At 41.0% G+C, this 16,738-nt stretch carries 7 protein-coding genes; 5 read left to right on the top strand and 2 right to left on the bottom strand.

The genetic code is table 11. From position 1 onward, the window contains the following. Positions 1-106: 106 nt before the first annotated feature. Both OLM34_RS05100 and OLM34_RS05095 read right to left on the bottom strand, forming a co-directional pair. Positions 107-2,353, bottom strand: a complete 2,247-nt coding sequence (locus tag OLM34_RS05100) for a RagB/SusD family nutrient uptake outer membrane protein (protein ID WP_264405674.1) — start codon at positions 2,351-2,353, stop codon at positions 107-109. A 35-nt stretch (positions 2,354-2,388) separates the two neighbouring features. After that, positions 2,389-5,814 carry a SusC/RagA family TonB-linked outer membrane protein gene (locus OLM34_RS05095; protein WP_264405673.1) on the bottom strand — a complete coding sequence of 1,142 codons (3,426 nt, stop codon included), beginning with the start codon at positions 5,812-5,814 and terminating at the stop codon, positions 2,389-2,391. Positions 5,815-6,101: 287 nt separating this feature from the next. Between OLM34_RS05095 and OLM34_RS05090 the strand changes: the two genes are divergently transcribed. The 5 genes from OLM34_RS05090 (at position 6,102) to OLM34_RS05070 (ending at position 16,731) form a co-directional block, all read left to right on the top strand. Further along, on the top strand, positions 6,102-7,037 hold the full coding sequence (locus OLM34_RS05090; RefSeq protein ID WP_264405672.1) for a glycoside hydrolase family 43 protein: 936 nt from the start codon (positions 6,102-6,104) through the stop codon (positions 7,035-7,037). A gap of 86 nt (positions 7,038-7,123) precedes the next feature. Next, positions 7,124-10,393, top strand: a complete 3,270-nt coding sequence (locus OLM34_RS05085; protein ID WP_264405694.1) for an MGH1-like glycoside hydrolase domain-containing protein — start codon at positions 7,124-7,126, stop codon at positions 10,391-10,393. Positions 10,394-10,407: 14 nt separating this feature from the next. After that, complete coding sequence (locus tag OLM34_RS05080; RefSeq protein ID WP_264405671.1) at positions 10,408-13,110, top strand: glycoside hydrolase family 78 protein; 2,703 nt, start codon at positions 10,408-10,410, stop codon at positions 13,108-13,110. A gap of 24 nt (positions 13,111-13,134) precedes the next feature. After that, positions 13,135-14,727, top strand: coding sequence for a glycoside hydrolase family 28 protein (locus OLM34_RS05075; protein WP_413777193.1), 1,593 nt, complete (start codon positions 13,135-13,137; stop codon positions 14,725-14,727). 60 nt (positions 14,728-14,787) lie between these two features. Beyond that, positions 14,788-16,731 carry a 6-O-methylesterase gene (locus OLM34_RS05070; protein ID WP_264405693.1) on the top strand — a complete coding sequence of 648 codons (1,944 nt, stop codon included), beginning with the start codon at positions 14,788-14,790 and terminating at the stop codon, positions 16,729-16,731. Positions 16,732-16,738 lie beyond the last annotated feature (7 nt).

The following is a 16,738-nucleotide window of genomic DNA, read 5'->3' as shown; positions in this document are numbered from 1 at the left end:
AAGACATATCGAAAGTGATTTTGTAATCATAAAATAAGCGAAAAAAACCTTTCCTTTATATCAGGGAAAGGTTTTTTATCGAGTTGACTATCGATTGTAGAAATTACTATTCTGCAGTACAATACACATAGGTGCCATCCTGTTCGCCATCGTTGGCGTTGGCGACCATCCAGCCTACAGTTTGTTCAAGCCAGGTATTGCCTTTGGAAGCATCATACAAATCGTAATGCAATGGATATACATAATACCATCCTCTCCAAGAAAATAACCAATTCTTGTCAGAGTCGGAAGTACCTGAATCCATGCCGTATTTAGGCCCCATAGCATTAATGGCATTTTGGGTTACCAAACTATTACTCGTATAAAATGCCTCCAACTTGTCGAATGCTGCATTTCGTTCTGCATCAGTCATATTTTTTTTGATGTGCGGAACCGCCAATTTAGCCGCATTGTTTTGCAATGGATCACTCTCAGTCGGTTGAGGGGTAGAAAGGTCATATCCCCAAATCTCACCCACATGTTTCGTCCCTGAAAACCGATTAAGTCCCAACATAGTTAGAATATTATTTGTTTTCGAATAATTCGCCCTTCCTGCTTGACCGTCATAAAGTTTCCAACCCAGCCCCCAGGCATTTTCAGGATTATAATAATTTTTGCCGTCCACACCGGCTAATACGGGATCGAATCCTGCACCACCTTCATACAACAACCAACGACGCATATCCCATGAACGTTTTCCTTCGTAAGCCAACTCCACACGCCGCTCATACAAACAGGCTTCAATCAATGCATACTTATTTGAAGGATTTCCTATCCCATAATTGTTGGCAGAATTAATTCCAACTCTCTGTCTAATGCGTGACAAATATTCGATACATTTACCGGAATTTCCCGTTGCAGCATAACATTCTGCAATATTCAACAAAAGTTCGGCATACCGATATTCGAGTATATCGGTCCCTGCATAATCTTCTGATCCAACTGCTACCGTGGGGTCAGACATCTTCCAGACAATCGCTTTACTTTTCTTTTGCGCTCCGGCGTCACCAGGTGTACCATCGGTATATCGATATTCATTGCCATACTTGTAAACATACAACCAGAGTTGTTTTGTGGTTCCCGGCCATTCGCAACCCGAAAAAGCAAAAGTTCGATAAAACCGCGGATCTCTGTCTCTGTAAAACTTTAGGGGATCATAATTTTGACCTGCTACGGGACGAGTACCATCTTTCATCGGGAAAAGATCAATCATTTGTTTTGGTGCCGGAAATCCTGATCCCGAAGCTGAGGTTATGGCTTGAGGACGTATGTATTTTTCCCATTTATTGGAATAGGTAGCATCATACATGGTATTGGAGTTTTTCGGAATCATAATGATGGCTTCCGGATTAAACGAACCTGCAGCATACGCATAAAACATCTGATCCCATGCATTGATGTCATTCACACTTGTACCATACCCTGCTTCATTAGCAGCCTGTTCAGCTGCTAAACCTGCATCCAGTGCCGCTTTCCAGCGCCTGCTCTGAGGGTTATCCCAGCTTGCGTTGAATACCGGACTGGCAGCATAAAGACGAACTCTGCTGATCATAGCCAAAGCAGCCACGGAGGTAAAACGTCCCATATTCTCCGAGTCCCATTTGGGGGGCAACAAAGATGCCGCTTGTTGAAAATCGGCACATATCTTTTCTATACAACTATCAATAGGCATACGAGGAGAACGATCATCCACAGATGGAGTATCTTCCAAACTCGTGCTGTAATAGGGCACCCCGCCAAACAAGCGGACGGCATCTAAATATAACCATGCACGGGCAAAAATAGCCTGTCCTTTCAACCTATCCCAGAAAGTATCGTCTAAATACTGGGTACGATATCGCTCTATTTCATCAATAAAGCAATTAATAAGATAAATAGAAGGGAATAAAACATCTTTGCTGAAATTATTATAGTTCCCCGTTGAGTTTTTACCGTAATTCCAGTAATGCGGATTACCCAAATGATTCCCGGCCTTAGTCGTTTTATGATGAACCCCTTTATATTTATTATTGCCTGTCATGCCAATGGGATATCCACTGGCCAATTCTTCGGTAAGCATATAATTTGCTCCTCCCATATTGTCCTGATCCTGTCTCATAAGAATGTCTGATCCGCATAATGGAGAATTATATTTCCCTAAAATCTTTTTATAAATACTCCCAAATACCGCATTCGCCTGATTGGGATCTTTGAAAATATCTTCGGGACCAAATACACTGTAATCTCTTTTTTCTTCCAAGAACTGATCACTGCATGCTGTATTTAAAAGCAAGCATGTTCCCAATATTAGTATAGTAAACCATTTTCTTTTCATCTTTCTAATTTTTTTCGATTGATTATTTAACTATTTCAGAATGTGAGATTCAAACCGAATGTCCATGTTCTAAGAGTTGGATACCCCGTTCTGCCGCTGTCATACATATTGATGAAATGATCAGGGTAGGGGTTATAAAAATCCCACAAATTATTGCCTGTCAAACTCAATTGTAAGTTATCTATTCCTGTTTTTTTCAAAAAATTCTTGGGTAGCGAATAGCCAAATGTCATGTACTTAACATAGCAACGAAAGGTCGGCACCATCCAAAAATCGGAATATCCGCCATAAGCTCCGGAAACTGCCATGCTCGGATATTTTCCATTCGGATTATCTGTAGGATCGAACATATCGTTCACATAAGAAAATTGCGACCAGATAATTGTGCTGTTATTAATAGATTGTGAAACATCATGATATATTGCCCGGTAACCGCCCCATGAAGTAGAAAGCATGGCATTCCAACTGAAATCGCCCCATTGCAGATTTAATTTTGTATTAATATTGTGTGTTCTATTATTGGCCAATTTTGCATAATCCTGTCCATGATCTGTCGAAATTACCCCGTTAGGACCTGCAATTGTTTTGTTCTCAACATCAATATCGCCTGCGATATCTTGATAAGCAAGCATGCCGGGATACATTTTGTCTTTCGTAGTAATACCCAAATACTCCGGTTTCCCTCCCGCAGCAGTAGCCAGGTCGGTTAAGTACTGCCAATAGTTATCGATATCGGTTTGAGTACGCAATATACCGTCACCTTTGCCGGTTTCTTTCCATACTTTTAATCCATATTGATTGTCCGGGCTTCGGTAACCGGTTTTGCTGCCGGCATTATTAACTTCAGCAGGATAATCGAAATAGGGTTCTTCCCCCAATACTACTTTATGCCATGAAATTGAATAATCCATACCGATGCCGTATCTGATAGGACCAATTGAAGGGATCAAACTCTGTTGAATCTTGTCGGCCCATTTCAGCGAAAATTCCCACCCCCACGCGTCAACTTTACCATAATTTAAATAAGGAAGACTTGCGCCAATGTATATAGGTTCATCGGGGTTGGCTACTTTCATGATCATGTCATGAGTTTTATCATAAAAATAATCGACGGTGGCGTTTAATCTATTCGAAAGGATATTCAGATCGATACCTAAATTCTGTTTAATTGTCGTATCCCACCTGATATTCCTGTTTACCGTTCCATTAAAAATTGCACCGAAAGAAGGAGCCCCATCGATGGCACCAAAGCCCAGACCGCTGGTCGGATTCACTGTAAATGCCGGCATCCATGACCATGCAGGAACATTATCTTTTCCCGTTTTCCCAAGGCTGTAACGCAATTTAAAATAATCGACATACTCGCCTATTTTGCTATTTTTGAAAAATTTCTCCTCCGATGCCACCCAACCAATTGATCCGGTAGGGAATGTTCCCCAATAATTTTCGGGGGCAAATTTCGTAGAAGCATCTGTGCGAACAAGAAATTGGAACAAATACCGATTGGCATATTTATAATTCAATCTCCCGATATAGGATAAAGCACCGCTTTCTGATTTCGTAAAATAGGTTTTGGCTCCATCCGTATTTAATGTCCCTGCAGAATTACTTACGCCATTATAAGAATCCCATGGACCATCATAATAGATTTGATTTGTATTTCCTTCTGATTCGGCACGCTCGATTACACCCGTAAATGCAATATCATGCTGATTAAACGTACGGTTATAGGTAACCATAAAGTTCCATTGTTCACTTTTATAAGTATCTTTATTGTAAACAACTGAGGGTTTGTTGTTGGCACCTCTACCGAATTGTGGAAAATCCCATGTGGTATGCTCCCCTATCAAATGCTTGCCCGGCTGATTGGTATTGGTGGCACGAGCTAACTGATAATAATGTCCTACATCCGTATTTACCGCATTAGCATAATTTACGGCATACATCCCTTTCAACGATAAACCTTTGATGAAAGGAACATCGTATGTCAAAGAAAAATTGACATTATAGCCATTTTCTTCATTGTATTTTCTTGCTTTGGAAGCCTCATTCACAAAAAAATTCCAAACCGCATAGCCTGAACCAATATTATCATTGGTAGAAGTATTCACATAGTGAGGACCAACCCATGGCGAAACCCAATAGTTTTTTGACTCGTTCGTTTCCGGATCAGTAATGGTTACTTCCATGGGAATAAACTTCGGCATGTGACGCAACATCGGATAGTCTTGAGACGGAGATTGGCTTCCCCAAGGACCGGAGGTTATTTTTGCCTGTTCCTTTATGCCGGTTTTTTTATTGTTATATCCGGCAATGGAAGCAGAAAGTCTAAGTCCTGCAGCAACCTTTGCCTCTCCACCTGTACGAAACGTCCATTTCCCATAATCTTGAACTTTACCTAAATTGGTTTCTTGATCCTGAAAAGAGAGACCACCGAAATAAGTAATCTTTTCTGTTCCTCCATTCACGGTCAATGAGTGGCGTTGAGACAATGCAGAATGCCACGCACGATCCAACCAATCATAATTCAAATTTTTCATTGCATTCAACTCATCTTCCGAATACAGATAACTGGTATAATTAGTTCCGCCGTTTGCATAAATTTGATTAATCATCCTATTTGTGAAAACACCGGTTTCATAGGCACTCATGGTTTGAGCATGACCCACTGCATCAGAATTATCCAACTTCAAGGAATAAGAAATCTGTGGGGCACCAACTCTCCCCCTTTTGGTTTTTACGAGAATTACCCCTTGTGAAGCGCGTGAACCATAAATAGCAGCAGAAGCATCTTTCAAGACGGTCATGCTTTCGATTTCGGAAGGATCCAACATGTTGAAGGTTGTCATATCGGGTTCTCCCAACTCATTCACCTGAACAACGTCATCAATTACGATTAACGGGCCATAACTTACACCTCCTGCAAAAGGCGGAGCAGGTTCTCTTACGGTGAAAGATCCCGTAGATCCCGGACGCCCACTACTGGTTGACACGTGAAGTCCTACCACCTGACCGGCTAATGCATCAGCAATGGAAGCACCCGGTAAAGTGGCAACCTCTTCAACCGGCACGGGAGCAGCTGCACCGGTCAAATCTTTGACGCGTTGGGTACCATAACCCACAACTACCACCTCTTCCAACACTTCTGCAGCTTCTTTTAAAACCACATTTATTGTTGTTCTGCCATTCACATCAACAACTTCTGTTTCCATACCTACATAAGATACTACGAGTTTTGCGTTACGTGGAACATTAAGCAATGTATAGTTTCCTTCCATATCCGTCACGGTACCTATAGAAGTCCCTTGAATCTGAATGGTCGCTCCGATAAGAGGTTCACCTTTCTCATCTTTAACCGATCCTTTTACGGTCAAATTCTGGGAAAAAACACATAAGGAAAAGGTCCACAGCAAGGTGAACAATATTCCTTTTTCCAGATTTAATACATGTTGTTGTTTCATTCTTTCATTTTTTTAAAATTAATGTCGCTTACTTACTTAAATTGATTTTCATTTTCTATTAGAATATTGCTATCATCTTCATTAATAAATTTTTATCTCCATAAAACTTCATTCTCTAAAAATAGGACGATACCTCTATTTTTTTGTACTCATTAGATCCTGTTTTTTTATTTTTAAAAAATAAAAAAATATACCTCTTCTTATCCATTGAGTACAAGATCAAATGTTGGACGTCACTTTGACGTGTGATTTTTAATTTTTGGCAAGATTGTTAAGATCAAAACAGCATGAAACATTATTTTTTGTCACTTTTCTTATTCGGCTTTTTTCTTATTTTTGTATCTGCATGTGCACAAAAAAAACAGGGAAAAGAGGTATATTTATTTACTTCTTTCCATGAACCGGCAAATGAAGGCTTGCGTTTTTTGTATAGTGAAGACGGGGTTCATTGGGACAGTATCCCCGGCATCTGGTTAAAACCTACGCTGGGAAAAGAGAAATTAATGCGTGACCCCTCTATTGCAAAAGGTCCTGACGGAACTTACCATTTGGTATGGACAACCAGCTGGAAAGGGGACTTGGGTTTTGGATATGCTTCTTCAAAAGATCTGATTCATTGGTCTGAACAAAGAATGATCCCTGCAATGATACACGAACCAACTGCCGTTAATGTGTGGGCTCCCGAAATATTTTATGATGATACAGAAAAAGAATTTATCATCGTTTGGGCGTCGTGTATCCCCGGACAATTTCCTGCCGGCGAGGAAGAAGATAACAACAATCACAGATTATATTATCTTACAACCAACGATTTTCAATCTTTTTCGGAAACAAAACTTTTCTTTGATCCCGGATTTAGTGTGATTGATGGGGTAATCGTGAAAAGAAGAAACGATTATGTATTGGTATTTAAAGACAATACAAGGCCCAACAGGAATCTCAGAGTAGCTTTTGCCCAAACCCCTATAGGCCCTTTTTTCAATATATCGGAACCTTTTACTGAAGAATTCTCGGAAGGTCCTACGGTTGCTAAAGTAAAAGATGATTATCTCATCTATTTTGATTTATACAGGGAAAAAATTTATGGTGCGGTGAAAACCCGGGATTTTATCCGTTTTAAGAATATCACCAACGAGATTCGAATACCACAGGGCCACAAACATGGCACCATAATAAAAGTCCCATTTTTCATAGTTGAAAATTTAAAACACCTGAAAGAATAAATTTCTTACGCCCTAAAAAGAAAAAACTGATGAATACATCGATACACCAATTTTCACTTTTTTGTTTATTGTTTTGTCTTTCGACAATGCTCAATGCACAAGAAAGAGTACATTATACAGGAAACGAACTTTCGAATCCTGCCTATCACGATGGACAATTATCGCCTGTGGTAGGCGTTCATAATATTCAGATTATGAGAGCCAACAGGGAATATCCCGATACGTCGAATGGCAATGGATGGACATACAACCATCAACCCATGATGGCATATTGGAACGGACAATTCTTTGTGCATTATATATCGGATATTAAGCACGAACACGTCCCCCCTTCCCAGACTATGCTGGTAACATCGAAAAATGGTTATAATTGGACAAATCCCGTAGTTTTATTTCCTACCTACAACGTACCCGAGGGTTACACTAAGCCTAACAATCCACATGTGGCCAAAAACTTACAGGCCGTTATGCATCAACGGGTGGGTTTTTATGTTTCCAAATCGAACCGACTAATAGCCATGGGCTATTATGGAGTTGCACTAGATGAAAAAGACGATCCTAATGACGGAAATGGCATTGGGCGAGTGGTACGTGAAATCAAAAAAGGCGGTTCATTCGGTCCGATATATTTTATCCACTATAATCACGGGTTCAACGAAAAGAATACCGACTTTCCATTTTATAAAAGCAGCAAAGATAAAGAATTCGTAAAAGCATGCGATGAAATATTAAATAACCCGCTTTATATGATGCAATGGGTTGAAGAAGCTGATCGAGATGATCCCTTGATCCCCCTGAAAAGGGAATATAAAGCTTTTTGTTACTATCATTTGCCTAATGGCAACGTGGTAGGATTATGGAAGCATGCTTTAACTTCCATAAGTAAAGACGGCGGCTGGACATGGGAAGAACCGGTGGAAAGAGCTAAAGGGTTTGTCAACAGCAACGCAAAAATATGGGGACAACGCCTGACAGACGGCATGTATGCTACCGTTTACAATCCGTCCGAATACAGATGGCCGTTAGGCATTTCCCTTAGCACTGATGGATTGGAATATACCACATTAAACCTTGTTGAGGGTGAAATTCCCCCGATGCGGTATGGCGGAAATTATAAATCCTACGGCCCACAATACACGAGAGGTATTCAGGAAGGAAACGGTATCCCCCCCGACAGCAACCTATGGATAACGTACAGCATGAACAAAGAAGATATCTGGGTTTCAAGAATTCCTGTTCCGGTAAGACTAAATCAGCCCACCCATGCCAATGATCACTTTGATACAAAGAAAAAACTATCGGAATTAACGGAGTGGAATATCTATTCTCCATTGTGGGCACCGGTATTGCTGGAAGAAAAAAACGACAACATATGGCTGACATTAAAAGATAAAGATCCTTTTGATTATGCAAAAATCGAAAGAAAAATCCCCAAAACGAAAGAGTTGAGCGTTTCTTTCAAATGCATGGCAGAACAATCTTCACATGGTACCCTGCAAATAGAATTCTTGGATGATAATGGTATTGCCTGCTCACGACTGGAATTCACTCCGGATGGCTCTTTCAGGGTAAAAAAAGGCGCCCGCTATTCAAACTTGATGAGTTACAGTGCCGATAAAATATACGAAATAAAGGCCGACCTATCCGTTGCCGATCGCAACATCACAGTTTATGTGAACGACAAAAAAATAGGTCAAAGTATGTTTTTTGCACCTGTCCATTCGATTGAAAGGATCGTTTTCAGAACAGGAACGGTTCGTGAGTTTCCTACCCCCGAGACACCGGCCGATCAGGATTATGACCTGCCCGGAGCAGGTGAACAGGAGAAAGAGGCTGTGTATCGCATCCGCGATTTAAAAACTTCCGATTCGAAAACCAATCATCCGTCTGCAATTTTAAAATACGAGAACTTCAGACACTATGTGGATTATTTCAACCGCATGGAAGACGAAAATATCGTTCAGGCTATCCCCAACAGCAAAGCCAACGAATGGATGGAGAAAAACATTCCGTTGTTCGAATGTCCTCAGGACAATTTCGAAGAAATGTATTATTTTCGCTGGTGGACACTAAGAAAACACATCAAAAAAACCCCCATCGGATATGTAATGACCGAATTTCTTGTAGATAGGTCTTATGCCGATAAATATAATATGATCTCTTGCGCACTCGGACATCACATTTACGAATCACGATGGCTCCATGAGCCCCAATATCTTGACCAGTACGTGCACGCATGGTATAGAGGCAACGAAGGTAAACCTATGGAAAAGTTTAGAAAATTCAGTTCGTGGACAGCCGATGCTTTATACAACCGTTTTCTGGTCAATAATGACAAGAAATTCCTTCTGGATATGTTACCCGATCTCGATGAGGAATATCGCAGCTGGGAGAACGACCACCGTTTGGAAAACGGCTTATTCTGGCAGGAGGATGTGAGAGACGGAATGGAAGAGTCTATTAGCGGCGGCAGGAGAAAAAAATATGCACGCCCAACCATTAACAGTTACATGTATGGAAATGCTCGTGCACTTTCAAAAATGTATACCATGACGGGGGACAACCTCTTGGCAGAAAAATACCGATTAAAAAGCGATACCATACAACACTTGGTTGAACAAAAACTTTGGAACGAAGATCATCAATTTTTTGAGACGCTTCGTGGCGACTCGCTTGCAAATGTGAGAGAAGCCATCGGATATCTGCCATGGTATTTCAATCTACCTTCATCGGCAAAATTTGAGGTGGCATGGAAACAGGTAATAGACGAAGAAGGATTTCTGGCTCCTTATGGATTGACCACTGCCGAACGCCGGCATCCGCTTTTCCGCAAAGCAGGATGTTGTAACTGCGAATGGGATGGAGCTATTTGGCCATTTGCAACTGCTCAGACGATGACAGCTATGGCCAATTTCATGAACAATTATCGGCAAGACATCCTCACCGGCAGCGTTTATTTCAAATTGATGGAACTTTATGTAGAATGTCAGTACCACCGTGGTCGCCCCTATATTGGAGAATATCTCGATGAAGTCCATGGTTACTGGTTGAAAGGCGATCAGGAAAGAAGCCGGTATTATAACCATTCCACTTTCAACGACTTGATCATAACCGGTTTGATCGGTCTTCGTCCACGTGAAGACAATACGATAGAAGTTAACCCTTTACTACCGAAAGACAAGTGGGATTGGTTTTGCCTCGATAATGTGCTGTATCACGGAAAAATCCTTACCATCCTATGGGATAAAAATGGCGACCGCTATCATCAAGGGAAAGGATTCAAGGTTCTGGTCGATGGTGTTGAGGTGGGCAAATCCGATAAATTGGAAAAAATAGTTTGTAAAGACGTTTTATAAAGCACGCACCAATAATGAAAGAAAAACTCTTCTTTTTATCCTTTTTTTTATGTCTTCACTTCTATTCTGTTCATGCATTGGAAGTGGTTAATCTCTCGTGCGAAATGAGCGAGTCTCCCTTAACCGTTACAGAAGCTTTCCCGCGTTTCGGGTGGCAAATCGTATCCGAAGAAAACGGTACTTATCAAACCGCATACGCCATTGAACTGTATGAGTGGAAAAACGGCAGGGAAACATTGTTATGGGAAACCGGGAAAATCCCCTCACAAGAAAGTCAGTTTATCGTATATGAGGGCAGCAAAAAATTAAGACCACTCACCAAATATAGCTGGCGCGTGCGAATATGGAACGAAAAAGACGCGCCTTCGCCCTGGAGTAAAAAAGCTTTCTTTCGCGTTGCTCCAAGAGGGGATTGGTTAAATGCCAAATGGATCGGAGCTATTTCAAAAGAAGAAGCAAATCTCCCACAAGGAAGAAATTTTCATGCCACAGAACTGAAAAAGCCGGAAATCAAAGGCTTATGGAACAACGTCAACCCTATATCGAAAAAAAGTATTTATCTTAGACAGATTTTTGAATCGAACAAGGAAGTCAGGGATGCAATGGCTTATGTGTGCGGACTGGGTCTTTACGAATTTTCGCTTAATGGACAAAAGATAGGAGACAGTGAATTTTCCCCTTTGAATAGCGATTACGATAAGACTGTTTATTATAATGCTTATGATCTCTCCGATGAGATAAAAAAGGGATCGAATGCTATCGGCATATTACTTGGGAACGGATTTTATAACGTCCAGGGTGGAAGATATACCAAATTACTTGTTAGTTTTGGTCCTCCAACTTTGTTTTTTAAAATGATCATTACCTATACAGACGGTACGACACACGAAATTATCTCCGACGAGAACTGGAAATATAGTTTTAGCCCTATTACGTTTAATTGCATTTACGGAGGAGAAGATTACGATGCCACACGCGAACAGCCTGGATGGAATCAACCCGGATTTAATGATTCTGCATGGAAACCTGTTGTCGTTCAACACCCACCAAAGGGGGCATTACGTCCTCAGCAAACAACACCTGTCAAAATCATGGAACGATATAGCATGAAAAAAATTCACAAACTAAAGGAAGGAAAATATGTGCTTGATATGGGACAAAATCTGGCAGGCTTTCCCGAAATTACGGTGAATGGTCAACGCGGCGATACTGTTAGGTTGATCGTGGGCGAATCGTTGAACGAAGACGGATCGGTAAACCAAAAACAGACAGGAAGTAAGCACTATTATACCTATATTTTAAAAGGCGATACAGATGAATATTGGCATCCACGATTTTCTTACTATGGATTTCGATATATTCAGGTCGAAGGAGCAACGGTCGAGAAATACCAATCCTCTTCTCTACCAAGAATCAAAGAAATCAACTCGTGTTTTGTGTACAATGCTGCAAAAAATATTGCTTCATTCAACTGTTCGAACCGTATTTTTAACGATACCCATTGCATCATCTGTAAAGCGGTAAGAAGCAACATGCAGGGAGTATTTACCGACTGTCCGCACAGAGAAAAGTTGGGCTGGCTGGAGCAGGTTCACCTGAATGGACCGGGACTGTTTTACAACTACGATTTACGAACCTTTATTCCCAAAATCATGCAGGATATTGTCGATGCACAACTCCCTAACGGATTGATACCCAATATAGCTCCTGAGTATGTGGAATTTGAAGGAGCGTTCAGGGATGCCCCTTCATGGGGAAGTGCCGGCGTTATCGTTCCATGGATGTATCACCTCTATTATGGCGATCCATCGTTGATAAAACGATGCTATCATATGATGAAAAAATATGTGGATTATCTTTCGTCAAAGGCAGATCATCATATTATTTCTCACGGACTTGGCGACTGGTACGATTATACAGGGGAAAGGGCCGGATTTTCGAAAAACACGCCGGTGCCGTTGGTGGCAACGGCTCATTACTATATGGATATCGTGTTGCTTGGTAAAGCTGCCCAAATAATGGACAACCAAAAAGACGAAAAATACTATGCGCAATTATCGGAGAAGGTAAAAAACGCCTACAACGCCACTTTTTTCAATGAACAAGCCAGTCAATACGGTACAGGCAGTCAGTGTTCTAACGCTATCTCTCTCTTTTTCGGTCTTGTAGATCCTCAAAATAAATCTGCCGTGTTGGATAATTTGGTGGCAGATATCCGCAAGCATGGCAACCGATTGACTACCGGAGACATAGGCACAAGGTATCTATTTCAGACATTGGCAAATAATGGCCTGAACGAACTGATATATACGATGAATAATCACGAAGAGGTACCGGGATACGGTTTTCAGCTGAAATTCGGAGCCACCACACTTACCGAACAATGGGACCCGCGCCAGGGAGCCTCATGGAATCATTTTATGATGGGACATATCGACGAATGGTTTTTTGCATGGCTTGCCGGAATTCGCCCCGATCGATCCTCTCTCGGCTTCAAGAAATTTATCATCAACCCCCAAGTAGTAGGCGACTTAAACTATATTTCTGCCTCTACGGAAACTCTGTACGGAAAAATTTCTGTAGATTGGAAAAAAGAAAACGACCGCTTCACATTGGAAGTCTCCATCCCGGTAAACACTGAGGCTGAGATCATTCTGCCTGACAAATCATTTCATACTGTGGGAAGTGGAAAATATTCTTTCAGAGTAAAAATGTAATCACATTAATATATGCATGCGCTTATGAAACATATCTCATCTTTATTCGTTATCCTCCCTCTCTTTTTTCTGTCCGTTAACAGCTATTCGGAAAATGTTAACATGAAATTGCAAGGTGCAGACGACTGCGGGAAAAAACTCAATACAGAGCTCATCAACCAAACCATTACTGATTTGTCATCAAAAGGCGGAGGAACACTCTATTTTCCTGCAGGGATATATTTGACGGGGGCAATAAAACTCAAAAGCAATATTACCATTGAATTAGAATCCGGCGCGGTGTTGTTATTCTCAGACAACTTTGACGATTATCTCCCTTTTGTTGAAATGCGACACGAAGGGGTTGTAATGAAAAGTTTTTCTCCTCTATTATATGCAGTTGATGAGGAAAATATTACAATTAAGGGACGGGGCACTATCAATGGACAAGGAGTAAAATGGTGGAAAGAATTTTATCGTGTCATTGAAGACATAAAGAAAAACGGTGTCAGGGAAATCAACAAATACCAACCGCTCTGGGAAAAAGAAAACGATGTGAAAAAACTCTATAATGACCTTAACGAAGATTATAAAAGCACATTACAGCGACGGTTTTTCCGCCCGCCACTTTTTCAACCTATTCGTTGCAAAAACATTTTAGTGGAAGGAGTTACCATTATCAATTCACCTTTTTGGACCATTAATCCCGAATTTTGCGAAAATGTAGCGATTAAGGCGATAACTATCAATAATCCACTTTCTCCCAATACAGACGGTATCAATCCTTCGTCGTGTAAAAATGTCCACATTTCCGACTGCCATATCAGCGTGGGTGACGACTGCATCACCTTAAAATCGGGACGCGACAAGCAAGGTCGCGACTTGGCAACACCATGCGAAAATATTACCATTACCAACTGCACCATGCTGGCAGGCCACGGAGGTGTTGTAATAGGCAGCGAAATGAGCGGAGATGTGCGAAAAGTTGTAATATCCAATTGCATCTTTGATGGCACCGACCGTGGCATCCGCATCAAATCGACCAGAGGACGTGGCGGCATTGTGGAAGAAATCAGCGTAAACAACATTGTAATGAAAGACATAAAAGACGAAGCTATCGTTTTCAATCTGTTTTACACCAAAATGGATCCTGAGCCGGTTTCGGAAAGAACACCCGTTTTCCGTAACATCCATATCTCAAATCTTACCGGAACGAAGGTTAATGCCGCCGTTAAAATACTGGGATTGGAAGAAATGCCCGTTTCCGATATCACAATTTCGAATGTTTATATCCAATCAAAAATAGGATTGGATATAAACAGAGCGAAAAATATTGTATTAAACAATGTCCGTATCGATGCATCAACGGGAAGCCCATACGTTTTATCAAACGTTGAAAATGCGGTATTGACAAATGTGGCTACCGGTACACCGAATACTTCTGTTTCGCTAATAAATATCAATGATTCAAAAGAAATATACATACAGGGATGCTTTCCCCGAGCAGGCAACAAGGCATTCTTGCGAATGCAAGGAAAAAATAATGCCATTATTTTAAAAAATAATTACTTGAAAAGATTGCCCCAAACAGTGGATAATGAAAGTAAGGGCAACCGAAAAAATCTGATCATAGAATAAACAACCATCATTAAAAAACCGTAGATGATGAAGAAAAAATTTAAAACAACAATCATTTGCATGATCTGCTGCATTCCATTGATCAATGCTCAACTAACGGTCGAAAATCAATTTCGCCGTCCTTTAAGCAATGTTTTAACAGAAATATCACAGCGATTCGGGATTCGCTTAACTTATAACATTGATACGATAGGCAAAGTACTTCCGTATGCCGATTTCCGAATCCGACCGTTTTCGGTGGAAGAATCATTGACGAATGTGTTATCCCCTTTCGATTATAAATTTGAAAAACAGGGGAATAATCATTATAAGTTGAAACCATATGAGTATTATCGTCGCACGGTTCAAGAAGGGGAAAAGATGCTGACCTATCTGAGGTTGTTATATCCCGATAAAGACAAGTGGGAAGAACGCAAATCATGTCTGCATCAAGAGGTAAGGAAGATTCTCGATATCGACTCCTTACTGGCAAAACGAGTACAAAAGAAGCCCATTTTATCCGAAAAAAGAAAATTTGACGGATATACTGTTCAGAATTTTGCCTTAGAAACATTGCCCGGACTATATGTAGCGGGATCTATTTATGGTCCTCTTTCTAAAGGAAATCATGCACTAATTATCTGTCCGAATGGCCATTTCGGTGAAGGCCGCTATCGCGAGGACCAGCAATTAAGAATGGCCACTTTGGCTCGCATGGGAGCAGTATGTGTAGATTACGATCTTTTCGGCTGGGGCGAATCGGCTCTTCAGGTAGGAAATGCAGCTCACCGCTCGAGTGCCGCTCAGGTTATTCAGGCAATGAACGGTATTACCATACTCGATTACATGTTGACACAAAAAAACATAGATAAAAAAAGGATTGGTGTTAATGGCGGTTCGGGCGGTGGAACACAAACCGTATTGCTGACCGTACTCGACAACCGTTATGCTGCTGCAGCTCCTGTTGTAAGCCTTGCTTCGCATTTCGATGGCGGATGTCCATGCGAAAGTGGACTGCCTGTTACATTGGCTTGCGGCGGTACCAATAATGCGGAACTAGCCGCTCTGTTTGCACCCCACCCCCTTTTAATTGTTTCGGACGGCAAAGACTGGACTTCCAGCGTGCCAACATTGGAATTTCCTTATCTTAAAGAAATCTATCGTTTTTACGATAGTGAAGAAAATGTCAAAAACGTGCACTTACCTGATGAAGGACACGATTTCGGTATAAACAAACGAAAAGCTGTATACGATTTTTTTGCTTCAGTCTTCTCATTGGATAAAACACAAATCGACGAGAAAAAAGTAACCATCGAATCCGAAGACGATTTGAAAATCTTCGGTAAAAACGGCGAATTACTCCCCGAAAATGCCATTCGATCTTTTAAAGAATTATCCGTTTATTTCGACAAAAAACGGTACACTGAACTCCTTTCCGATTTGTCGCTCGAAAAGAAAGCCATCGAATGGATAGCTTCGTTGAAATTGCCTAACCAAACAGATGCAGCATTTTTAACAACACTCATCTATAATCACCTGAAAACGGTAAAAGACTGGCATAATACGCACCCTTATACCCTTGTCCCGGCGGGAATCAATCCAACAACCGGAAAACCCCTTACAGAGCTCGAACGTCAGTTGATTGCCGATTCAGCTATGCCGAAAGAAGTTCATGATAAGCTGATGGCCGGTCTTAGAAAAGTGCTGACCGAGGATCAAGTTGAGGCAATTTTGGATAAATATACCGTCGGCAAGGTGGATTTTACAATGAAAGGTTACAAAGCCATTGTGCCGGATCTCACTAAGGAAGAGGAAACTGTTCTTTTGTCTTACTTGAAACAAGCACGCGAACAGGCGATAGATTTCAAAAACATGAAAGAAATATCGGCTATCTTTGAGATCTACAAAACGAAATGCGAGCAATATTTAAACAGCAACGGCAGAAACTGGCGTCAACTTTACAAAGACTACGTCGAAAAAGTGAAAGCCGAAAAAGCTGCAAAACAAGGCGCAAACATTAAATGATACAAAA

It is taken from the genome of Anaerorudis cellulosivorans (genome assembly GCF_025943985.1).
Classification (GTDB): domain Bacteria; phylum Bacteroidota; class Bacteroidia; order Bacteroidales; family Dysgonomonadaceae; genus Anaerorudis; species Anaerorudis cellulosivorans.
Note: the sequence above shows the minus strand (reverse complement) of the source record. Positions and strands in the feature narration are given on the sequence as shown.